The following is a 21,461-nucleotide window of genomic DNA, read 5'->3' as shown; positions in this document are numbered from 1 at the left end:
ATCATCTGCCTCCCTTCAACACCATTTTCATAGAATTCATTTTTCCATTTAATCTTTGAACAAGTGCTTGATAATGCAATTGATTCTCTGCGAGTTTCGCCATTTCTTGATCGACGTCCACATTGTTTCCATTATGCGAATAAGAAGAATTCTGGTTCGTTCTTATCTGATAAGAAGATGTAGATCCCGCTTCTGAAGAGAATGGCACATGTTTCGCATCCGTCCGATAAGCCTTGAGTGACTCATTGAACGTCTGCTTGAATGCCACCGATTTCGCTTTATAATTCGGTGTATCAGCGTTCGCAATATTGTTGGCGATAGCCTTGTGATTTGCAGAACGATAGTTTAATGCATGTTCAAGATGTCGAATCATACCTGAATCTAGCATATCTATCCTCCTTATAGTAAAATTTCCTTAAAACCCAACAATTTCTAAGTAGCTTTCAGATGTATTTTATAGAAATAATGTGTAACTGTCTATGTAATTTGCAACATTTCGATTTTTTTCGATATAAAGCCCCATTAAAAAACCGGGACTATTTGCTTATTCGACATTTATGGTATTCCATTACTATCTATTCTCCATTATAAACGGCAATACCTGCCAATAGATGTTAAGATTCGACAATTTTTTCATTAAGTTCTTTAATTCTTCTCCTCTCTGCTTTCATTATTTTTTGAGGACACCCATTAATAAAAATAGAGAAAACAAAAAGAGACTAGACCCTTTCAGGTCTAGTCTCTTGCATGCTCAGCGTTACATAGCTTTCAATTTAGATAGTTCGTGAAGGAATTTGTCATTCAGTACTTTGATGTACGTCCCTTTCATACCAAGTGAACGAGACTCGATAACGCCAGCACTTTCCAGTTTTCGGAGTGCGTTGACGATGACAGATCGTGTGATTCCTACACGGTCTGCAATTTTACTGGCAACAAGTAGTCCTTCGTTACCATCAAGCTCTTCAAAAATGTGCTCAATCGCTTCTAATTCACTATAAGATAATGAGCTGATTGCCATTTGTACGACAGCTTTGTTACGAGCTTCTTCTTCAATTTCTTCTGTCTTTTCACGAAGAATCTCAGTACCAACAACAGTTGCACCATACTCAGCCAAAATCAAATCATCGTCCTTGAAGGATTCATTCAAACGAGAAAGGATCAATGTCCCTAGTCTTTCACCTGCACCGACAATCGGTACGATTGTTGTAAGACCTTCATTGAAGAGATCCTTGTTTTCAACCGGGAATGCCGTATAGTCACTGTTGATATCAAGGTTAGAGGAAGTATCTGTAATATTGAACAAGTTTTTCGTATACTCGGTTGGGAATTGACGATCGACCAACATCTTTTTCATTCTCTCGTTTTCAATTTCCTGTACGAGGGAATATCCAAGCAGTTTTCCTCGGCGACTGACGACGAAGATGTTCGCTTCGATGACGTCACAAAGTGTTCCCGCCATTTCTTTAAAGTTAACTGGTTTACCACCAGACTCTTGTAATAAGGCATTGATTTTACGTGTTTTCTCTAACAAATTCATTTGGAACTCCTCCTAAGTATTATAGAATGTATTGACTCAAGTCTCGGTCTTTTGCAATAGCTCCTAGTTTATCATCGACATATTCAGGAGTAATTGTAACCGTTTCGAGTGAAATATCCGGGGCTTCGAAAGATAAATCTTCTAACAGCCTCTCAAGGATCGTATGCAATCTTCTCGCACCGATATTGTCGGTATGTTGATTCACTTCTGTAGCGATCGTTGCAATTCTACGAATAGCATCGTCAGAAAATTCTATGTTTATACCTTCCGTTTTCAAAAGTGCTTTATATTGTTTTGTCAGTGCGTTGTCAGGGTCTACTAGAATAGAAACAAAATCATCGATCGTTAGACTGTTGAGCTCTACCCTGATCGGAAATCTCCCTTGCAATTCAGGTATCAAATCAGATGGCTTTGCGATATGAAACGCACCTGCAGCGACAAACAGTACATGGTCGGTCTTTACCGGTCCATATTTCGTGACGACTGTCGATCCTTCTACAATCGGTAAGATATCCCTTTGTACACCCTCACGCGAAACATCTGCAGATTGATTCCCTTTACCTGCGATTTTATCAATCTCATCTATGAATATCATACCCGTTTGTTCCGCTCTTGTAACAGCTTCTTGGCCGACTTCATCCATATCGATCAATTTCTGGGCTTCTTCATGGGTCAAGACTTTCCTTGCATCCTTGACTGTAAGCTTCCTCTTTTTCTTTTTCTTTGGCATGAAGCTGCCAAGCATATCTTGCATGTTCATACCCATCTGCTCTAAGCCAGAGCCCTGGAACATATCCATCATATTCTGATTCTGTTCTTCCACTTCAACGGTGACATAACGGTCTTCCAGCTCACCTAGTGCCAGCTGGTGCGCAATTTGCTTCCGACGCGCGGCAATCTGATCTTGCTCTTGGTCTGCCTGTGATGTAGTATCGTTTGGTTGTTGGTTTCCACCAAACAACATTTCCAACGGGTTTTTGTACGCGCTTTGCTCTGTCTTCTTCGAAGGGACAAGCAATTCGACGAGACGTTTGTTGGCATTCTGTTCTGCACGCTCTTTCACATCAGCCATTTTCTCTTCTTTTACGATCCGGATGGATGTTTCAACGAGATCACGGACCATAGATTCAACGTCACGACCTACATAGCCCACTTCAGTGAATTTCGTAGCTTCCACCTTAATGAAGGGCGCTCCTACAATCTTCGCCAACCGTCTAGCGATTTCTGTCTTTCCCACTCCTGTAGGACCAATCATCAAAATATTCTTCGGTACAACTTCATCACGAATCGATTCATCGATCATGCTTCTACGGTAACGATTTCTGAGGGCGATGGCGACCGCCTTCTTCGCACTTTTCTGACCGACAATGAATTGATCCAGCCGTTCGACAATTTGTCTTGGTGTGTAATCCATTTTCATCGTGTCAAACTCCCCCGTTTCACGTTAATTGTTCTACAATAATTTGATCGTTCGTATAAACGCAAATGTCAGCAGCAATTTCTAAAGCACTTTTTGCAATATCTTCAGCACTCAAGTGTTCACCGTGACGTTTCAACGCTCTGCCTGCTGCTAATGCATAGTTCCCGCCTGAACCTATGGAAAGGATTCCATCGTCCGGTTCGATCACTTCTCCTGTACCTGAAACGAGAAGCATGGATTCTGTATTCATGACGATCAGCATCGCCTCTAACCTTCTGAGAATCTTATCCCCTCTCCATTCCTTAGCAAGTTCTACAGCAGAACGTTGGAGATTTCCATTGTACTCTTCCAGTTTCGCTTCGAACTTTTCGAAAAGAGTGAATGCATCTGCCACAGATCCCGCAAATCCTGCAAGCACTTTTCCACCATACAATTTACGGACTTTCTTGGCAGTATGTTTCATGACGACAGCATTTCCGAAGGTCACCTGACCGTCACCAGCCATCGCAAATCCTCCATTATGCCTTACTGCGAAAATCGTTGTTGCATGAAATGAACCCATTCCGAAAACCTCCTTCCATCATTCTTTTTCTCTTCCTAAGCTCTTGGATGATAGGAACGGTATAACTCTTGTAAACGGTCTTTCGTAACATGTGTATAAATCTGAGTGGACGAGAGTTGTGCATGCCCTAAGAGTTCCTGTACCGCTCTCAGATCAGCTCCTTCATTCAATAGATGGGTCGCAAAAGTATGACGCATCATATGGGGAGTGATTTTCATCGTCAAGGAAGTCGACTTGATCATTTTTTGCAATATTTTTCTGACCCCTTTATGAGAAAGTGGTTCCCCTCTATAATTCACGAACAACTTATCGTGTGAATGTGTCTTCATCAGTTTCTTTCTTCCATCATTCAAATAACGATTCAAAGATTCCAATGCATAGCTTCCGATCGGAACATACCTCTCTTTCCGACCTTTTCCTTGTACTAGGATCGTCTCGATGTTCGTATCAATGTCTTTCACGGTCAATTGACAAAGTTCACTGACACGAATCCCTGTGCCATAGAGGATTTCGAGAAGAGTCTGGTTCCTCTGCCCAAGGGGAGTAGTAAGGTCTGAAACCTTAAACAACTCCTCAAGTTCTTCTTGATAAAAGAATTTGGGGAGTCGCTCTGTTTTCCTTGGTAACGAAGCCATTTGGAATGGATTTTCAGACACGAATTCTTCTCTTAGCAAAAACCGATATAAACTTCTTAAAGAGGAGATCTTCCGTGCCACTGTTTTTCGAGCATATTCTTTCTCATGCAAGATGGTGAGATAATGGCGCACATGTACATAAGAAACAGCAGCAAATTGGTCCAAGCCTTGCTGCTTCGTAAAGTCTACAAAATCTTCGATGTCTTTTTGATAATTCAGTATGGTATGGGATGAACTGTTCTTCTCAATCTGTAGATATTCAATGAACAGTCGAATGTGCTCTTCCATTTTTGTAATCAACTACCTATTTTCTGAATAGTATTACAATTAGCATAAAGACCCCTAAATCGTAACACAACATAGAGGCCTTGACAATATATATTCACATTTTTGTTAAAAAATTCTGAATTGTTTCCAGTGCTCTGGAAGCAATCATTTCGTTACGTTCTTTTTTGTTTTTAATCCGCTTCTCGAGCGGTGGGAACAAACCGAAATTGGAATTGATCGGTTGGAAGTTGTCAGGGTTGGCAGTCGTGATGTATTCAGCCATGCTGCCTAACGCGGTTTCAACAGGAAATACTACCGGTTCTTCTCCTTGCACGAGTCGTGCAGCATTCATTCCTGCAATCAACCCGGAAGCTGCGCTTTCGACGTACCCTTCCACACCTGTCATCTGCCCAGCGAAGAACAAATCATCGCGATCTTTATACTGATAAGTAGGACGTAACAGGTTCGGAGAGTTGATGAACGTGTTACGATGCATCACACCGTATCGAACGATTTCTGCATTCTCAAGTCCAGGAATCAAACGAAGGACCTCTTTTTGTGGTCCCCATTTCATGTGGGTTTGGAATCCTACAATATTGTAGAGAGTACCAGATTTGTTATCTTGTCGGAGTTGCACAACCGCATATGGTGTCTTGCCGGTTTTCGGATCTTCAAGTCCAACCGGTTTCATCGGGCCGAACAATAACGTTTTCTTTCCTCTTTGCGCCATGACTTCAACGGGCATACAGCCTTCGAAGAAGATTTCCTTCTCGAATTCTTTCAATGGGACCGTTTCAGCATTGATCAATGCATCGTAAAAACGATCGAATTCTTCTTCTGTCATCGGGCAATTCAGATAGGCTGCTTCACCCTTATCATAACGACTTTTCAAATATACTTTATCACGGTCGATACTGTCTACTTCAAGGATTGGAGCAGCCGCATCGTAAAAGTATAAATATTCTTCACCCGTCAACGATTTCAAGGCATCCGATAAATCTTTCGAAGTGAGAGGACCTGTTGCAATGATGGTTGGACCTTCTGGTATCCCTTTGATCTCTTCATCGTGGACAGTCACATTCTCATGACCTTTAACTCTTTCAGTCACTCTCGCCGCAAATTCATGACGGTCTACGGCAAGTGCTCCTCCCGCTGGGACAGAACAGTCATCCGCACTTTGAATGATGACGGAATCCAATTGTCTCATTTCCTCTTTCAACACACCGACAGCATTCGTCAATGCATTGGATCGCAAGGAATTACTGCAGACAAGTTCTGCGAATTTATCTGTATGGTGAGCAGGGGTCTGCTTCTTCGGTCTCATCTCATAAAGATGGACGTGAATGCCGCGTTTCGCTAATTGCCACGCAGCTTCACTTCCAGCTAATCCCGCTCCTACAACGTTTACTTCTTGTACATTCACTTTCAATCACCCTAATTCTGTTTCTCTTTGTAGTCACAGTTCGTACATTGGATCGATGTACTCTTCTTCGATTTCTTCTCAACAAGCAAGCTGCTGCATTTCGGACAAGGACGGCTGATCGGTTTATCCCAAGAAACGAAATCACATGATGGATATCGATCGCAACCATAGAAAATGCGTCGCTTTTTACTTTTCCGTTCTACAATGTTCCCTTCTTTACACTTCGGACATTTGACCCCGATTTCTTTTACAATCGGTTTCGTGTTCCGGCAGTCTGGGAAATTGGAACAAGCCATGAACTTACCGTAGCGACCCATCTTATAGACCATTTCGCTGCCGCACTTCTCACAGTTCTCACCGGCGGGTTCATCCTGGATCTCTACTTCTTTCATCTCTTCTTCTGCAATCTTCAGCTTTTTCTCAAACTCTTGATAGAAATTATCGATGACCTTCTTCCATTCTTCTGTACCTTCTTCGATATGATCAAGAGACGTTTCCATATCAGCAGTGAATTCTACGTTGATGACTTCCGGGAAGAATTCCAGAATCAAATCGAGAACGATTTCTCCAAGTTCAGTCGGTACGAACTTTCTTGCATCAAGCGCTACATAACCTCGACGTTGAATCGTATCGAGAGTCGGCGCATACGTAGAAGGTCGACCGATTCCCAGCTCTTCCATCGTTTTGACAAGTCGCGCCTCAGAATATCTCGGCGGTGGCTGGGTGAAATGTTGACTCGGTTCAATGTCTTTCGATTTGACTTTGTCCCCTTCATGCAGCTCCGGAAGGATTTTATCTTCGTCCTTCTTGTTATCGTCATTTCCTTCTACATACACTTTCATAAATCCAGGAAACTTGACTTTAGAACCGTTCGCACGGAAGACGACTCCGTTGTTTTCCAAATTGACTGCCATTGTGTCCATGATTGCTGGAGCCATCTGACTGGCAACAAACCGTTCCCAAATCAACTTATACAAACGATGTTGATCTCGGCTCAAGAATTGCTTGACGATTTTCGGATCACGCAATGTCGAAGTCGGACGGACCGCTTCGTGGGCATCTTGTGAATTATTCGACTTCTTACCGCCTGAGCGGTTTGTCGTATATTTCTGCCCGTAAGTGTCCTGAACGTACTGTCTTGCTTCATCCTTGGCAACTTCAGAAACACGTGTTGAATCGGTTCTCATATAAGTGATGAGACCGACTGTTCCTTCTTTTCCGATATCGATACCTTCATATAATTGTTGGGCCAGCATCATCGTTTTCTTAGCACGGAAATTAAGTTTCCGAGCTGCTTCCTGCTGGAGGGAGGATGTTGTAAAAGGTGCCGCTGGATTCCTTTTACGCTCTTTCTTCTGAACTGAAGTGACGTCGAACGAATTCCCGTTCACGTGCTTCAGAACATCCTTTACATCCTCTTCTTTGGATAACTCTACTTTTTTTCCATTCAACTCAAAGAACGAGGCTTCAAATTCTTCCCCACTTTTGTCGAAGATCGCTTTGATTTTCCAATACTCTTCTGGTTTGAAGTTTTGGATTTCCTTTTCTCGTTCAACGATCATGCGCAATGCGACGGTCTGTACACGTCCTGCACTGAGTCCCTTTTTCACTTTCTTCCATAATAAAGGACTGATGTTATAACCTACAAGTCGGTCAAGAACACGTCTTGCTTGCTGTGCATCCACAAGATTCATATTGATAGCTCGTGGTCTCTTGAAGGAATCTTTGATCGCTTGTTTCGTAATTTCATTGAAAACAACACGGCAGTCCGAATGATCATTTATTTCAAGACTATGGGCTAAATGCCAGGCGATGGCTTCCCCTTCACGGTCAGGGTCGGCTGCGAGATAGATTTTCTTCACTTTTTTGGCAGCAGTCTTCAGTTCTTTCAGAACAGGACCTTTTCCGCGGATCGTAATATATCTAGGTTCGAAGCCTTCCTCAACATCTACACCCATTTGACTTTTAGGTAAATCACGTACATGTCCCATTGAAGCTTTGACGATATATTTTTTTCCTAAGTATTTTTCAATCGTTTTTGCTTTAGCGGGAGATTCTACTATTACTAAATAATCAGCCATATCTTTTTCTGTCTCCCCCTTTTCTCTTATTTTGAAATCTTCACTATTATTGTATAAAGTATATTGGTTTGTCAAACGTTTGTCGTAAAATCAACCAGTTCTTCAAGTATGTCTTCAGCACATGTAGTGAGCTTCGCACCTTGTTGTATAAGGTGGTTCGTACCCGCTGAGCATGGTTCTAAAATCGAACCTGGAACAGCAAAAACTTCTCTTCCATCCTGTAGTGCCAAGTCCCCTGTGATGAGCGATCCACTTTTTTCACGGGCTTCTATAATCAATGTTCCCCTAGAAAGCCCACTTATAATCCGATTACGTAAAGGGAATTGCCATTTAGCGGGTTTTACATCTGGAGGATATTCCGATAACAGAAGATGTTTCGAGGCGATTTCGTCTGAAATTGGGATATGCTCTTTAGGATAGATATGTCGGAATCCGCTTCCTAATACCGCAATTGTTTTCCCTGATTGCCTCATGGCTTGTTCATGGGAGTGCAGATCGATCCCATATGCTAAACCGCTGACGATTACCCATCCTTTCTGAATCAAAGGAGAGAGTATCTTTCGAAGACTATTCTTTCCATTGATTGTCGGATAACGAGTTCCAACGACACTGAGCAATCTAGGATGGGTGAGTAATCTCCGATCTCCCTTCAAGTAAAGAACAATCGGCGGGTCATAAATCTGTCTGAGTTGTGGTGGATAGTCGGCATTAAGGATCGTGATTGTTTCAATGTTGTCTCTCCTGTATGCTTCTCCCTTTTTTAAGAAATTCTCCTGATTCCTTGGATCAAGGAAAAGATCTATGAGATCTGGTTGAAGCTTGTAGCGTTCAGACAGTTCATCGGGCTTTCTGACAAGGATGCTTTTCAGGCTTGGATCTTCATTCAGCCATCGGGTCAGTTGTTTCCTTCCAACACCCTTACATTGAGACAGGTATGTAATCCGATCTTCGACGTTATTTAACAAACGGGTTCTCCTTCTTCTATTAACTAGCGTGCAAAAATAGTGAACGATATTAATCGCCTTCACCATTCGTTCGATATGTAGATCATGATTTCCTCTTTTTGAAATTGATCTCATATTGATTTCTTTGAAATTCACTCCCTCTCCACAGGAATGTCGTGAAGGAACAGGAAATCAAATTCAATTCTTCAGAGGTTTAAGCATAATAAAACAGGACTGACCCATTGAGTCAGTCCCATCGAAGTGTTTGGATGCTTATTTTACAGTCTTACATTTTTCAAGAAGATCGTTTTCTTTCAATACTGAAATCAACGTCTCACCCATGACAGATGGCGTATCCGCCACTTTGATGCCACAAGCGTTCATCGTCTTGATTTTCTCTTCCGCAGTACCTTTACCACCAGAGATGATGGCACCAGCATGCCCCATACGTTTTCCTGGAGGTGCAGTTTGTCCACCGATGAAGCCGACGACAGGTTTCGTCATGTTCGCTTTCACCCATTCAGCTGCTTCCTCTTCAGCAGTACCACCGATTTCACCGATCATGATGACTGCATAAGTGTCTTCATCTTCATTGAAAGCTTTCAATACGTCGATGAAATCTGTTCCATTTACAGGGTCTCCACCGATTCCGACAGCAGTAGACTGACCGATACCTGCTTGAGACAGCTGATGAACAGCTTCATACGTAAGAGTCCCTGAACGAGAAACGACTCCGACATGACCTTTCGTATGGATGTAACCAGGCATGATTCCGATTTTACACTCATCCGGTGTGATGACACCAGGGCAGTTCGGACCAACAAGACGGGTCTTCTTGCCTTCCATGTAACGCTTAACCTTCACCATGTCCATTACAGGAATATGTTCTGTGATACAGATGGCAAGATCCATCTCTGCATCCACTGCTTCTAGAATAGCGTCCGCTGCGAATGGAGCAGGCACATAGATTACGGAAGCATTCGCGCCTGTCTTTTCAACAGCTTCTCCGACTGTATCGAAAACAGGTACTCCTTCTACCTCTGTTCCACCTTTACCAGGTGTCACACCGCCGACGATTTGAGTTCCGTAATCAAGCATTTGTTTTGTATGAAAAAGGGCTGTAGAACCAGTGATCCCTTGTACGATAACTTTCGTATCTTTATTAATGAAAACGCTCATCGTAATTTCCCCACCTTCCTACTTGACTAATGAAACGATTTTTTCTGCGCCGTCTGCCATAGACTCAGCTGCAGTGATATTCAAACCAGATTCGTTCAATAATTTTTTACCAAGATCGACGTTCGTACCTTCCAAACGCACAACAAGTGGCAATTCAAGACCGACTTGTTTCGTCGCTTCAATGACACCTTCAGCAATGACGTCACATTTCATGATGCCACCGAAAATGTTTACGAAGATACCTTTTACATTCTTATCAGATAAGATGATCTTGAAGGCTTCTGTAACTTTTTCTGCAGTTGCACCGCCCCCAACATCAAGGAAGTTAGCCGGGTCTCCGCCATAATACTTGATGATGTCCATTGTAGACATAGCAAGACCTGCACCATTTACCATACAACCGATATTTCCATCTAGGGAAATATAGCTGAGGTCATGCTTGGAAGCTTCGATTTCCTTCTCGTCTTCTTCATCCAAGTCACGGAATTCAACGATATCCTTATGACGGAATAAAGCGTTCGGATCGAAGTTCAACTTCGCATCAAGTGCCATTACATTCCCATCACCCGTTGTGACGAGAGGATTGATTTCTGCGATTGAGCAATCCTTTTCAACAAATACAGTATATAAGCCCATCATGAACTTAACAGTTTTGTTCACAAGTTCTTTAGGGATGTTGATGTTGAATGCTAAACGACGAGCTTGAAAGGCAGTTAGACCGACTACAGGATCGATCACTTCTTTGAAGATTTTCTCTGGTGTTTGTTCTGCAACTTCTTCAATTTCAGTTCCGCCTTCTTCTGAAGCCATCATGACGACACGTGAAGTCGCACGGTCCAATACAAGGCCGACATAATATTCTTTCTTAATGTCGCAACCCTCTTCGATAAGTAAGCGCTTTACTTCTTTACCTTCTGGTCCCGTTTGATGAGTCACCAGTGTTTTGCCTAGAATCTCTTCAGCATATGTACGTACTTCATCAAGATTTTTGGCAACCTTAACACCACCGGCTTTACCACGTCCACCAGCGTGAATTTGTGCTTTAACAACATTGATTTCAGTACCGAGTTCTTTTGCTGCGTCTACTGCTTCTTTAGGCGTGTACGCAACTTTTCCATTCGGAACAGATACCCCGTACTTTCTCAAGAGTTCTTTTCCTTGATACTCGTGGATATTCATTCTCCATCCTCCTATCATGTGTCTAATCTATGCAACACCGTTCTTATTGTATAAATAAACCGCTCTCATGTCTACCGTTGCGGTTGGAAATCCTGCGAAAAACGAGAATATTGCTGAAACTGAGGAATTGAATGTCATAAAACTTGGAAGATTGATGTTAAATGTGGTAAAGTGCGTGATCACTATGGGAATATTTGATTTCTTTAAAGTTCACTCGCTTTCCTACATTCAAAGGAAAAACGCCAGTATCGGCGTTTTCCTTAGCAATCCTTTTTCTTGTTTTCGTCCACTAGCTTTTTGGTAATCGATTCTCTTTCTGCTGCAGGTCGATAGATCCCGAATTCTTCAGCAAACTCTTCTCTGAAGCCTTGGACACATTGTTCACAACCTGGTACTTCAAGTGCATTCTTTTTCAACTCAGATCACCTCACTTTTTTTCAATAGTATGTGGTGATTTCCTCATCCTTATTACGATTTCGGTTTAGCCGCCTGGTCAAGTTGATAAATGAATGCAAATACTTCCGCAACCGCTTGGTATAAGTTAGGCGGTATTTCACGATCGATATCAAGCTGGGATAGCAGGTGTACGAGAGAATCGTCCTGTTGTATCGGAACGCCGTTTTCTTCAGCTAACCTCATGATTTCTTCAGCTGTTTCACCTTTCCCTTTGGCTACGACCTTTGGAGCGGAGGTATTCGATTGGTCATACTTCAACGCAACTGCTGATTTACGTTTTTCATCTGTCATATCGAGAGGTCCACTCCTTGTATGGAAGCTTCCATCATGGTCGAATTGAGGTGTTTCTTTGACTCATTAACAGATTGTTCCACTTTTATGGTCGACAATGTATATCCATGCTCTACTAAACGCTCTTTCAGCATTTCTTTGAATGGAGGAATCAATTGATTTACATGCATTTGATCATTCACGATCTTCAACGAGATGACACGGTTTTGGACGTTCATATCGATTACTGTCTCGTTCAAATGTTGTAAATCAAGGTAGAACAGAATTCGACTATAGTCCTCATCGATCTCCCCGGATTGGTTTTGCTTTAAATCCCATCTCATCATCAAATCGCTTTTCCATTCTTTGAAATGTATAGGCATTTGATAAAACAGCGTCATCAACGATTGGTTCTCACTCGTATGCAGAAGTTGCTGTCCTGTAAGACGGTGCATGAGGGATTCTGCTTTATCGCGAATCGTAGAGGGTAATTCTTGATTCAGCAACTCTAGTAGTGCAGATTTTAATGATGGGTTTCTTTGTAACTCACCTATTTGATGGCTGATCAGATCTTTTTCCAAAGACAACCCTAACCCTTTGACCATCTCAATCAAACTGAATTGTGGTTTCTGATCCATCGTTTGTGTCAGTTGTTTCAGGTTACTCATTTGCGTTTGATTAAGTTGAGAAAACTGTTCTCGCAAGTAAACTTCCGCATTCCTAGGTGACATGTTCAGCTTCAAACTTTGTAACAGCATTTCATCAGTAGGTAAAGAAAGCGTTGTTCCTTTAACGGTTGACTGTTGATCATTATGTTGTGTTGGTAATGGCAGCTTCAATGACTGGAAAAGATCCTGAATCTGTTGCTTAACCGCAAGACTCGTATCAGGTTGCTGGTACATCATAAACAAATGTTTAACCGTTTGAAGATTGGTTAAAGGTGTGATACTTGTTTTCAATGTTTGAATCGCACTGGTCACATTATTGATGGCTTTTTCATTACCAGACATGCGCTGTTGTTGTAATAACTGCATCAGGTCATCTATTTCTGCAGACATCGGTGTTGACGATTGTGCATGATAAAGTGCTTTGAAGACGCCATCGGTTTGCGGAAGATTCTTAAGCACCATCGTCTTGATAGCCTGAATGCCTTTTTCATTAGAGCTTACCTGAGCGAGCCATTGTTCTGCCTTCCCTATCGTCTCCTTTGTCATCGGAAGTTGTTCCCGACTCAATGCCTCCACGAGTAAACGGAGCTGTGGATTCAACTTTCGTATGCCTATACTTTGAGGTGGAGGTGTCTGGGTCCCCTTGGCCCCTTCTATCACTTGTAAGAGAGGTACGGATCCGCTCGAATTCGGTTTGACCTGGAACCAATACTTTTCTCCAAGGGATAAACCTGTCATCAATTGTGCCGTCATGTTTTTGCCAGCAAGCTGAATCTTGGCCATATCATTCGGGTACAAAGCCAGCACTTTACCCGAAAAAATCTGTCCAGGTTTAAGCTCTATTTTCGAATTGAACCTGGTCAGGTTCGTCATAATCGTCTCAATGGATAATGCTTTCATACCATCACGCCTCTTTTAAGATCTCACTACTTTATTTATCGTCATAGAGGGATAATTGTTTGGTATTTCGTTCTGAAACAGGTGCGAATGTTTTTCGGTGTTCCGGGGTGACTCCGTGGATATTCAAGGCTTCCAAATGTTGAGCAGTCCCATAACCGACATTGGAATGAAACGCGTAGGCAGGGTACTGTTGCCCGACTTCTTTCATATACCGGTCTCTCGTCACTTTCGCGATGATGGATGCTGCAGCTATTGAATTGCTTCTGCCATCACCTTTGATGAGTGATTCTTGAGGCAGATCTATATCCAATTTCATTGCATCGATCAGCAAGTAGTCTGGTTGGATTGGTAAGTCCTCAAGCGCTTTCAACATCGCAAGTTTACTGGCTTCATATATATTGATGCGGTCGATTTCTTCTGCTGTTACCATTCCAACTCCGATTGCTACCGCTTTTGAAATGATTTCATCATATAGTGCTTCCCTCTTCATTTCAGGAATCTTCTTCGAATCATCCAGACCGATGATGCTAGCATCAGGATTGAGGATGACCGCACTGGCCACTACCGGACCTGCAAGCGGACCACGACCGACTTCATCGATTCCTGCAATTTTACGAAATCCTTGTGTATAGCATTTTTGTTCGAACTGGGACATTTCTATGTAACGCTGTTGACGACTTTCCTCTTCTTGTCGTCTTTTGCACCACTGAGCCCAAAGTTTCTGAACCCCTTTACGCTCGTCCTTTTCAATCTCTTGAATGACTTCATTGCTCACGTTACCTTCGACACTCTCTAAGTATTTCTGAATCTCTTTTATGGATTTGTTCTTCATGTGGAACTCCTTATCTGTTTGCTGAATTCTTTCTTATGTAAATAAAACAAGACCCTGTCAGCCGATATCCAACAAGGTCTTTGTCTTTAAAAGTCAGATGGACGCTCGAACGAGAGAGGTCCGAGTTTTTCTGAACGAAGATCTCTTAAAATGATTTCTGCAGCTTTCTCATAATCGATTTCTCCACCTTTTATAAGGCATCCTCTTTTTCTGCCGATTTCTTCGAAAACCTCAAGAGGGGGTGCAGATGTGTCTTCGAGATTGTATCTTTCCATAAGCTTGTCAGGATACATCTCCTTCAAATATTGAACGGCAAAGAAAGCAATGTCGCCGAAATCAAGTATTTCATCCTTGATCGCACCGGTGACAGCCAATCGATACCCTGTCGTCTGGTCCTCGAACTTCGGCCAAAGGATTCCAGGGGTATCCAAGAGCTCGATTTCCTTCCCCACCTTAATCCACTGCTGACGTTGTGTAATTCCAGGCCGGTCTCCAGTTTTTGCAATCTTTTTGTTGGCCAGACGGTTGATAAGGGTAGATTTACCAACATTCGGGATACCCAAGATCAATCCTCTCACTGCTCGAGGCTTAATTCCTTTTTCAATCATTTTATCGATTTTATCCTTCATCAGGTCCTTTGCAATGTCTGAAATCCGATTCAAACCTTGGCCTGTTTTCGAATTGACTGTTACCGTCCGCAATCCTTTTTCAGAGAAGTACACTTCCCATTGTTTCGTAACAGCGGGATCAGCCATATCCGACTTATTGAGAAGAATCAGTCTTGGTTTGTGCTCGACGATTTCATCAATCATCGGGTTTCTTGAAGAAAGAGGTACTCTAGCATCTACAAGCTCGAATACGACATCGATCATCTTCAACTTCTCAGTTATTTCTCTTCTAGCTTTTGCCATATGGCCAGGAAACCATTGGATTTGTTTCATTGTGTATTCACCTACTCTAATACATTCAAATGATCGACAGGCCAAAAAATGACGTTTGCTTTACCGATGATTGCATCCATCGGGATCGCTCCAATATTCCGGCTGTCCTTACTATGTTGTCTATTGTCTCCGAGTACGAACAGATGACCTTCAGGGACCGTTTTCGTTCCGATTTCCTCACTTAGTTGAAAATTATCCGTCAATGTCCCGTCAGGAATAGATTGTTTATATTCGTTCAAATAAGGTTCAGGAACTTCTTGATCATTGACAAATAGGGTGTCGTCTCGATACTCGATTTCATCACCTGGGAGACCGATGACTCTTTTGATGTAGTCTTTCCCCTCAGGGGCATTAAATACAATGATATCAAATCGTTCCGGCTTGCCGATATCATAGCTGATCTTATTGACGATCATCCGGTCGCCATTATGCAATGTCGGCATCATCGATTCACCATCTACTACAATCGGAGCGAACAAGAAATACCGGATCCCTGCGGCAATCGCTAAGGCAATCACAAGTGCTTTTATCCACTCCCAGGATTCACTTTTCCCCTTGGCCATTTCTCCACCTCGTTTAATCTATTTCCTCTTTATATACTACTATTTCAACTATTATTCAATCAATATGTAAAATAAGCGCAGTCGCCATTGGTCCACTGAATCTTAGACGCCTCTTTACTTTCTTTACGTATATGAAAAAAGGAGCTTGTCTCCAAGCTCCTTCTTACGTCTTTGATTTTGCTTATCTGCGGATCTCTTTGATACGCGCAGCTTTTCCACGTAGTGCACGTAGATAGTAAAGCTTCGCACGACGTACTTTACCGTGACGTACAATGTCGATCTTAGCGATTTTTGGAGAGTGTACAGGGAATGCACGCTCAACTCCAACACCGTAAGAAATCTTACGTACAGTGAAAGTTTCACTGATGCCAGATCCACGACGCTTGATGACTACACCTTCGAATACCTGGATACGCTCACGCGTACCTTCGACAACTTTTACGTCTACACGTACAGTGTCTCCTGCACGGAATTCAGGCAAGTCTGTCTTTAACTGCTCTTTTGTAATATCGTTAAGTAGTTGTTGCATCGGGTATTCCTCCTTCCATACAAATGCTCTTGTTTATGCCTTTTCCATCATAACAGCGGAACATCGTAATCAAGTGACATTAGCCACAAAGAATATCATAGCATATAGAAGCCTATGAAGCAATATATCTCATAAGATTTTCTCTATCAACCATTGTTTTCCTTGAGCGATTCAAGGTATCGTTTTTCTTCTTCCGTCAATGAGCTTTCCTTGATAAGATCCGGTCGTCTTTCGTAGGTCCGTTTCAAGGACTCCATACGGCGCCAATCCTCGATCTTTGCGTGATCCCCTGACAAGAGTATCTCTGGCACCTTCATACCTCGAAATTCAGCCGGACGCGTATAATGGGGGTGCTCCAAATATCCAGATGAATGGGAATCCAGTTTAGCCGATTCTACGTTTCCGAGCACTTCAGGAAGTAAACGGGTCACACCATCAATGACGACCATTGATGCAAGTTCACCGCCGGTGAGCACGTAATCTCCAATGGAGATTTCATCGGTGACGAGATGCTCCCGGATCCTTTCATCATAACCCTCATAATGACCACAAAGGAAAATCAGATGTTCTTCTTCAGATAGCTCTTCCAGTTTCCGTTGGCTCAGCCGCTCACCTTGAGGGCACATCATGACAACTCTCGGTTGATGCTCGGTCCCTTCTTTCATCGCATCAACAGCATCAAACAACGGCTGCGGCGTCAACACCATACCAGCCCCGCCGCCGTATGGATAATCATCGACTTTCCGATGTTTGTTTTCGGCAAAATCCCGAAAGTCAGTCACCCTATATTCCACAGCACCTTTTTCCTGTGCTTTTTTTAATATGGAACTGTTGAGCACGCCGTCAAACATTTCCGGGAAGAGAGTTAGAATATCAATCTTCATTCTAACAGCCCTTCCATTGGTTCAATTTCGATCCGTTTATTTTCAACGTCGATCTCTCTCACAACTTGTTCAATATAAGGGATAAGATACTCTTTCTTGTTCACTTTTGATTCTACGACCCAAACATCATTCGCACCTGGAGAAAGAATCTCTTTCACTTTACCGATTTCTTCTCCAGAAACCGTGAAGACATCACATCCGATGATTTCATAATAATAGAACTCGCCTTCATCCAATTCCTTCAGGACATCTTTCTTCACTTTCAAGAGTCCATCTCGCAATGGCTCTACATCGTTGATATTCGGATAGCCTTCGAAAGCAACGAGATCGAATTGCTTGTGTTTACGATGCGACCGGACGACCAATGGAATCGGTTCAGCTTTGTTCGGATGAAACAAGTGCAGCTCAGCACCTTCTTCATATCTTTCTTCTGGAAAATCCGAACGCGTGATGACTCTTACTTCCCCTCTGATGCCGTGCGTATTCACAATCTTCCCTACATTCAACCATTCGCTCATCTGTTCTCCTCCGATTAGCGTTTTCTACTAGCTTGATAAAAATGAACAGAACCTATACGTTAATCCGCCGTTCATCATTCGTCAGATATAAAAGAAAGGCGGGGTTGCCCCCACCTCTTTCTCAAAACTCAAACGATCTCTAAATGGATCTTTTTGTTTTCGTTCGTACCAGCTGCATTGATGACGGTACGAATCGCTTTTGCAATGCGACCTTGTTTGCCAATGACTTTGCCCATGTCTTCACTATGGACGCTGAGCTGATACGTAATTGAAGAATCTGTCTTCACTTCTTCTATGCGTACTTCTTCTGGGTGATCGACAAGAGCTTTTACGATTGTTTCGATTAACTCTTCCATTATCGTCACACCTTACTTATTTTTGGTTTTTTGCGTTGTGAAGCTTTTCCATAAGACCTGCATTTGAGAACAGGTTACGAACTGTGTCAGAAGGTTTTGCACCTTTCAACATCCACTCAAGTGCTTTTTCTTCGTCGATTTTTACGTCGATTGGTTGAGCGATCGGGTTGTAGTAACCAATCTCCTCGATGAAACGTCCATCACGAGGTGAACGAGAGTCTGCTACGACCAAACGATAAAATGGAGATTTTTTTGCTCCCATACGCTTTAAACGAATTTTAACTGCCATCTATAATTCCTCCTAGAATTTGTTTTAAATTATTTTTACGGTAATGACTACCGGTCCACACAATGTTACATGAATGGGAATTTCATGCCACCCATTCCGCCTTTTTTCTTGCCTTTTTGCTGCATATTGGACATTTGTTTCATCATCTTCTTCATGTCCTCGAATTGCTTCAAGAGTCGATTGACCTCTTGTACGGTACGACCGCTTCCTTTGGCGATACGTTTCTTTCGACTTGCGTTAATGATTTCGGGTTGAACCTTCTCAGCTTTTGTCATCGACTTGATGATTGCTTCTACATGGTTCAACTGCTTCTCATCTACCTTGACGTTTTTCAGTTGTTTCATCTGTCCAGAGCCAGGCAGCATGCCGAGTAACTCATCTAGTGGTCCCATGCTTCTTACCTGGGTAAGTTGGTCAAGGAAATCCTCAAAGGTAAAGCTCATCGTACGCATTTTCTCTTCGAGCTCTTTCGCCTTCTTCTCATCTACATTGGTTTGCGCCTTCTCGATAAGGGACAATACATCTCCCATTCCGAGGATTCTAGACGCCATCCGTTCAGGATGGAATGGCTCCAGTGCGTCCAGCTTTTCACCCATACCGATGAATTTGATCGGTGTATTCGTCACGGACTTGATGGACAATGCTGCACCACCGCGCGTGTCTCCATCGAGCTTCGTCAGAACGACTCCGGAGAGTCCGAGCTGATCATGGAAACTTTGTGCGACATTTACGGCATCTTGTCCAGTCATTGCATCGACAACGAGTAGGATTTCATCAGGCTTCGCAATCTCTTTGATTTGAGAGAGCTCGTCCATCAATCCTTCATCGATGTGCAAGCGACCTGCAGTATCGATAATCACATAATCGTGATGTTCTTCTTTCGCTTTCTCGATCCCTTGCTTCGCAATTTCAACCGGACTTACATCCGTTCCAAGATCGAATACGGGCATGCTTAGCTGTTTTCCAAGTGTTTGCAATTGGTTGATCGCGGCAGGTCTGTAGACGTCTGCTGCGACGAGCAATGGTTTGCGGTTGTTTTTCTTGCGCAAGTGATTGGCAAGCTTCCCCGTTGTGGTCGTCTTACCGGCACCTTGCAAACCTACCATCATGATGACGGTCGGTGGTTTGTTGGCGACAGCGATTTTACTCTGTTCTCCACCCATCAACTCGGTCAGTTCCTCATTGACGACTTTGACGACTTGTTGACCAGGTGTGAGACTCTCAAGTACCTCTTGACCGATTGCTCTTTCTTTCACTTTAGCGACGAATTGCTTTACAACTTTAAAGTTGACGTCAGCTTCCAATAACGCTAGTCGAACCTCTCGCATCATGACTTTGACGTCCGCTTCGGTAACTTTACCTTTACCACGGACTTTCTGAAGTGTCTGTTGAAGTCGGTCGGCTAATCCTTCAAATGCCATCTAGTGCCGCCTCCTAATCCAATTCTTCGATACGATCGATCGTACCAAGAACGGTTTTCTGATCCTTCTCCTCAGCAATCTGTTGACGGAGTGTCTCGAGAAGTTGCTGGCGTCTCTGATATTTTTCGAGAAGTTCTAGCTTTTCTTCGTATTCTTCAAGCATAAGCTCTGTACGTTTGATATTGTCATATACAGCTTGACGGCTTACATCATAACTTTCGGCAATTTCTCCAAGGGACAAATCGTCGAGATAATAAAGCGCCATGTAATTTCGCTGCTTTGGAGTCAAAAGTGCATGATAGAAATCGTACAAAAAATTGACTCGTGTCGTTTTTTCGAGCACTTTTTCCACCCCTTGTTAAGCGAAATGCCTTTACGATTAATCATACTACACCCCATAGAAACCTTTGTCAAGTTTTTTTCTTAACATCAGTTTGCAGTGCCAGGTACCATTTTTGAAGCCTGTCACATCAAGCTTCCTCTATGGTACCTGGCACCACCTAAGAAGCTTGATATGACAGCATTTCTGAGCAGTACCTGGCACTGCTCAGGGTTCCAATGAAAAACACACGCGGTGTGCGTGTGTTCTCTTTTCACATCTCTTTGATCAATTGATGGTTTCGTCTTGTTCTTCCATAATCAGGTCTGAGAATAATCCATATACGAATCGATCAGCATCGAACTCATATAGGTCATCGACTTTCTCGCCAAGTCCGACCAATTTTACCGGAATCTCGAGTTCATGACGGATCGCTAGGACGATTCCACCTTTAGCCGTTCCATCCAGTTTCGTCAAGACAAGGCCGCTGACATCTGTCGTTTGGCTGAATGTCTTCGCCTGGCTCATCGCATTTTGACCCGTTGTTGCATCGACGACGAGAAGCACTTCATGTGGAGCGTCTGGAATCTCACGTCCGATGACACGTTTGATTTTCTCAAGCTCGTTCATCAAGTTGACTTTATTCTGAAGTCGACCTGCTGTATCACATAACAATACATCTACCCCACGGGATTTTGCGGACTGGACTGCATCAAACACCACCGCTGCAGGGTCTGAGCCTTCACTATGTTTGACAACATCTACCCCGACTCGGTCGCCCCATACTTGCAATTGATCGATTGCACCTGCACGGAACGTATCTCCTGCTGCCATCATGACCGTCTTACCTTCCTGCTTCAGCTTGTGCGCGAGTTTTCCGATCGATGTCGTCTTCCCGACACCATTCACTCCAACAAACAAGATGACAGTCAATCCATCCTCTTGTATGTTCAGTTTGTTATCTTCATCTTCTTTTTCCAAGAACTCGGCAAGCTTTTCTGATATGACGACTTGCAATTTTTCAGTGTCTTTGATGTTCTGACGTCTCGCTTCATCTTTCAATTCGTCAATCAGATCCATGACGGTCGCAACACCGACATCCGCTTCGATGAGGATCTCTTCTAATTCCTCAAAGAACTCCTCATCGACTTTACGGTAATTTTTGACGAGCTCGTTGACCCGTGTTGAAAAAGAATTACGGGTCTTCTCCAGACCATCTCTAAACTTCTCTGTTACGGTTTCACTTTGGTTCGTGAACTTATCTTTCATTCGTTTGAAAAAACTCATG

24 protein-coding genes are annotated in these 21,461 nt (G+C 42.9%); all 24 read right to left on the bottom strand.

Annotated elements, in window-relative coordinates; genetic code table 11:
• Nucleotide 1: 1 nt before the first annotated feature.
• The 24 genes from flgB to ftsY all read right to left on the bottom strand — a co-directional run bounded on the left by flgB (nt 2) and on the right by ftsY (nt 21,460).
• Nucleotides 2-388 carry a flagellar basal body rod protein FlgB gene (gene flgB / locus ACSVDE_RS05515; RefSeq protein WP_439299942.1) on the bottom strand — a complete coding sequence of 129 codons (387 nt, stop codon included), beginning with the start codon at nt 386-388 and terminating at the stop codon, nt 2-4.
• Nucleotides 389-757: 369 nt separating this feature from the next.
• On the bottom strand, nt 758-1,537 hold the full coding sequence (gene codY / locus ACSVDE_RS05510) for a GTP-sensing pleiotropic transcriptional regulator CodY (RefSeq protein ID WP_226550964.1): 780 nt from the start codon (nt 1,535-1,537) through the stop codon (nt 758-760).
• A gap of 19 nt (nt 1,538-1,556) precedes the next feature.
• Nucleotides 1,557-2,957, bottom strand: coding sequence for an HslU--HslV peptidase ATPase subunit (gene hslU / locus ACSVDE_RS05505; protein WP_439299941.1), 1,401 nt, complete (start codon nt 2,955-2,957; stop codon nt 1,557-1,559).
• Between the two features lie 19 nt (nt 2,958-2,976).
• Nucleotides 2,977-3,519, bottom strand: a complete 543-nt coding sequence (hslV, locus tag ACSVDE_RS05500) for an ATP-dependent protease subunit HslV (RefSeq protein WP_439299940.1) — start codon at nt 3,517-3,519, stop codon at nt 2,977-2,979.
• 35 nt (nt 3,520-3,554) lie between these two features.
• On the bottom strand, nt 3,555-4,442 hold the full coding sequence (xerC, locus tag ACSVDE_RS05495; protein WP_439301937.1) for a tyrosine recombinase XerC: 888 nt from the start codon (nt 4,440-4,442) through the stop codon (nt 3,555-3,557).
• A gap of 94 nt (nt 4,443-4,536) precedes the next feature.
• On the bottom strand, nt 4,537-5,844 hold the full coding sequence (trmFO, locus tag ACSVDE_RS05490; RefSeq protein WP_439299939.1) for an FADH(2)-oxidizing methylenetetrahydrofolate--tRNA-(uracil(54)-C(5))-methyltransferase TrmFO: 1,308 nt from the start codon (nt 5,842-5,844) through the stop codon (nt 4,537-4,539).
• Between the two features lie 11 nt (nt 5,845-5,855).
• A complete protein-coding gene (topA, locus tag ACSVDE_RS05485) occupies nt 5,856-7,925 on the bottom strand; it encodes a type I DNA topoisomerase (RefSeq protein WP_439299938.1) in 2,070 nt (689 codons plus the stop codon).
• A 71-nt stretch (nt 7,926-7,996) separates the two neighbouring features.
• The gene (gene dprA / locus ACSVDE_RS05480; RefSeq protein ID WP_439299937.1) at nt 7,997-8,890 is read right to left on the bottom strand and encodes a DNA-processing protein DprA; all 894 of its coding nucleotides are present in this window, start codon (nt 8,888-8,890) and stop codon (nt 7,997-7,999) included.
• Nucleotides 8,891-9,142: 252 nt separating this feature from the next.
• On the bottom strand, nt 9,143-10,048 hold the full coding sequence (gene sucD, locus ACSVDE_RS05475) for a succinate--CoA ligase subunit alpha (RefSeq protein ID WP_226550999.1): 906 nt from the start codon (nt 10,046-10,048) through the stop codon (nt 9,143-9,145).
• Between the two features lie 18 nt (nt 10,049-10,066).
• A complete protein-coding gene (sucC, locus tag ACSVDE_RS05470) occupies nt 10,067-11,227 on the bottom strand; it encodes an ADP-forming succinate--CoA ligase subunit beta (RefSeq protein WP_226551001.1) in 1,161 nt (386 codons plus the stop codon).
• 260 nt (nt 11,228-11,487) lie between these two features.
• Nucleotides 11,488-11,643 (bottom strand): hypothetical protein, encoded by a 156-nt coding sequence (locus tag ACSVDE_RS05465; protein ID WP_439299936.1) that lies wholly within the window; start codon nt 11,641-11,643, stop codon nt 11,488-11,490.
• A gap of 52 nt (nt 11,644-11,695) precedes the next feature.
• Complete coding sequence (locus ACSVDE_RS05460) at nt 11,696-11,974, bottom strand: EscU/YscU/HrcU family type III secretion system export apparatus switch protein (protein WP_439299935.1); 279 nt, start codon at nt 11,972-11,974, stop codon at nt 11,696-11,698.
• Nucleotides 11,971-13,521: a hypothetical protein gene (locus ACSVDE_RS05455; RefSeq protein WP_439299934.1), complete on the bottom strand. Its 1,551-nt coding sequence runs from the start codon at nt 13,519-13,521 to the stop codon at nt 11,971-11,973. Before ACSVDE_RS05455 ends, ACSVDE_RS05460 begins: the two co-directional genes overlap by 4 nt.
• 31 nt (nt 13,522-13,552) lie before the next feature.
• Nucleotides 13,553-14,353 (bottom strand): ribonuclease HII, encoded by an 801-nt coding sequence (locus ACSVDE_RS05450; protein WP_439299933.1) that lies wholly within the window; start codon nt 14,351-14,353, stop codon nt 13,553-13,555.
• An 86-nt stretch (nt 14,354-14,439) separates the two neighbouring features.
• Nucleotides 14,440-15,294: a ribosome biogenesis GTPase YlqF gene (ylqF, locus tag ACSVDE_RS05445; protein ID WP_439299932.1), complete on the bottom strand. Its 855-nt coding sequence runs from the start codon at nt 15,292-15,294 to the stop codon at nt 14,440-14,442.
• 11 nt (nt 15,295-15,305) lie between these two features.
• Nucleotides 15,306-15,857, bottom strand: a complete 552-nt coding sequence (gene lepB, locus ACSVDE_RS05440) for a signal peptidase I (protein ID WP_439299931.1) — start codon at nt 15,855-15,857, stop codon at nt 15,306-15,308.
• A gap of 181 nt (nt 15,858-16,038) precedes the next feature.
• Nucleotides 16,039-16,386, bottom strand: a complete 348-nt coding sequence (rplS, locus tag ACSVDE_RS05435; RefSeq protein ID WP_439299930.1) for a 50S ribosomal protein L19 — start codon at nt 16,384-16,386, stop codon at nt 16,039-16,041.
• A 146-nt stretch (nt 16,387-16,532) separates the two neighbouring features.
• Nucleotides 16,533-17,270 carry a tRNA (guanosine(37)-N1)-methyltransferase TrmD gene (gene trmD, locus ACSVDE_RS05430; RefSeq protein ID WP_439299929.1) on the bottom strand — a complete coding sequence of 246 codons (738 nt, stop codon included), beginning with the start codon at nt 17,268-17,270 and terminating at the stop codon, nt 16,533-16,535.
• Nucleotides 17,267-17,788 (bottom strand): ribosome maturation factor RimM, encoded by a 522-nt coding sequence (rimM, locus tag ACSVDE_RS05425; protein WP_439299928.1) that lies wholly within the window; start codon nt 17,786-17,788, stop codon nt 17,267-17,269. The genes trmD and rimM overlap by 4 nt, the downstream gene beginning before the upstream one ends.
• Before the next feature lie 128 nt (nt 17,789-17,916).
• Entirely contained in the window at nt 17,917-18,144 is a 228-nt protein-coding gene (locus tag ACSVDE_RS05420) for a KH domain-containing protein (protein WP_226551037.1), read from the bottom strand.
• 16 nt (nt 18,145-18,160) lie between these two features.
• Nucleotides 18,161-18,433 carry a 30S ribosomal protein S16 gene (gene rpsP / locus ACSVDE_RS05415; RefSeq protein WP_226551039.1) on the bottom strand — a complete coding sequence of 91 codons (273 nt, stop codon included), beginning with the start codon at nt 18,431-18,433 and terminating at the stop codon, nt 18,161-18,163.
• A 65-nt stretch (nt 18,434-18,498) separates the two neighbouring features.
• The gene (ffh, locus tag ACSVDE_RS05410) at nt 18,499-19,854 is read right to left on the bottom strand and encodes a signal recognition particle protein (protein ID WP_439299927.1); all 1,356 of its coding nucleotides are present in this window, start codon (nt 19,852-19,854) and stop codon (nt 18,499-18,501) included.
• A gap of 13 nt (nt 19,855-19,867) precedes the next feature.
• Nucleotides 19,868-20,197 (bottom strand): putative DNA-binding protein, encoded by a 330-nt coding sequence (locus tag ACSVDE_RS05405; RefSeq protein WP_439299926.1) that lies wholly within the window; start codon nt 20,195-20,197, stop codon nt 19,868-19,870.
• Nucleotides 20,198-20,461: 264 nt separating this feature from the next.
• Nucleotides 20,462-21,460 carry a signal recognition particle-docking protein FtsY gene (gene ftsY / locus ACSVDE_RS05400; protein ID WP_439299925.1) on the bottom strand — a complete coding sequence of 333 codons (999 nt, stop codon included), beginning with the start codon at nt 21,458-21,460 and terminating at the stop codon, nt 20,462-20,464.
• Nucleotide 21,461: the final 1 nt, after the last annotated feature.

It is taken from the genome of Pseudalkalibacillus sp. Hm43 (assembly GCF_051842935.1).
In the GTDB taxonomy this organism is placed as follows: Bacteria; Bacillota; Bacilli; order Bacillales; family Fictibacillaceae; genus Pseudalkalibacillus.
Note: the sequence above shows the minus strand (reverse complement) of the source record. Positions and strands in the feature narration are given on the sequence as shown.

Coding starts and splice junctions, on each gene's coding strand:
- flgB (WP_439299942.1), bottom strand. CDS start 388: ATGCTAGATTCAGGTATGATTCGACATCTTGAACATGCATTAAACTAT.
- codY (WP_226550964.1), bottom strand. CDS start 1,537: ATGAATTTGTTAGAGAAAACACGTAAAATCAATGCCTTATTACAAGAG.
- hslU (WP_439299941.1), bottom strand. CDS start 2,957: ATGAAAATGGATTACACACCAAGACAAATTGTCGAACGGCTGGATCAA.
- hslV (WP_439299940.1), bottom strand. CDS start 3,519: ATGGGTTCATTTCATGCAACAACGATTTTCGCAGTAAGGCATAATGGA.
- xerC (WP_439301937.1), bottom strand. CDS start 4,442: ATGGAAGAGCACATTCGACTGTTCATTGAATATCTACAGATTGAGAAG.
- topA (WP_439299938.1), bottom strand. CDS start 7,925: ATGGCTGATTATTTAGTAATAGTAGAATCTCCCGCTAAAGCAAAAACG.
- sucD (WP_226550999.1), bottom strand. CDS start 10,048: ATGAGCGTTTTCATTAATAAAGATACGAAAGTTATCGTACAAGGGATC.
- sucC (WP_226551001.1), bottom strand. CDS start 11,227: ATGAATATCCACGAGTATCAAGGAAAAGAACTCTTGAGAAAGTACGGG.
- ACSVDE_RS05460 (WP_439299935.1), bottom strand. CDS start 11,974: ATGACAGATGAAAAACGTAAATCAGCAGTTGCGTTGAAGTATGACCAA.
- ACSVDE_RS05455 (WP_439299934.1), bottom strand. CDS start 13,521: ATGAAAGCATTATCCATTGAGACGATTATGACGAACCTGACCAGGTTC.
- ACSVDE_RS05450 (WP_439299933.1), bottom strand. CDS start 14,353: ATGAAGAACAAATCCATAAAAGAGATTCAGAAATACTTAGAGAGTGTC.
- ylqF (WP_439299932.1), bottom strand. CDS start 15,294: ATGAAACAAATCCAATGGTTTCCTGGCCATATGGCAAAAGCTAGAAGA.
- lepB (WP_439299931.1), bottom strand. CDS start 15,857: ATGGCCAAGGGGAAAAGTGAATCCTGGGAGTGGATAAAAGCACTTGTG.
- rplS (WP_439299930.1), bottom strand. CDS start 16,386: ATGCAACAACTACTTAACGATATTACAAAAGAGCAGTTAAAGACAGAC.
- trmD (WP_439299929.1), bottom strand. CDS start 17,270: ATGAAGATTGATATTCTAACTCTCTTCCCGGAAATGTTTGACGGCGTG.
- rimM (WP_439299928.1), bottom strand. CDS start 17,788: ATGAGCGAATGGTTGAATGTAGGGAAGATTGTGAATACGCACGGCATC.
- ACSVDE_RS05420 (WP_226551037.1), bottom strand. CDS start 18,144: ATGGAAGAGTTAATCGAAACAATCGTAAAAGCTCTTGTCGATCACCCA.
- rpsP (WP_226551039.1), bottom strand. CDS start 18,433: ATGGCAGTTAAAATTCGTTTAAAGCGTATGGGAGCAAAAAAATCTCCA.
- ffh (WP_439299927.1), bottom strand. CDS start 19,854: ATGGCATTTGAAGGATTAGCCGACCGACTTCAACAGACACTTCAGAAA.
- ftsY (WP_439299925.1), bottom strand. CDS start 21,460: ATGAGTTTTTTCAAACGAATGAAAGATAAGTTCACGAACCAAAGTGAA.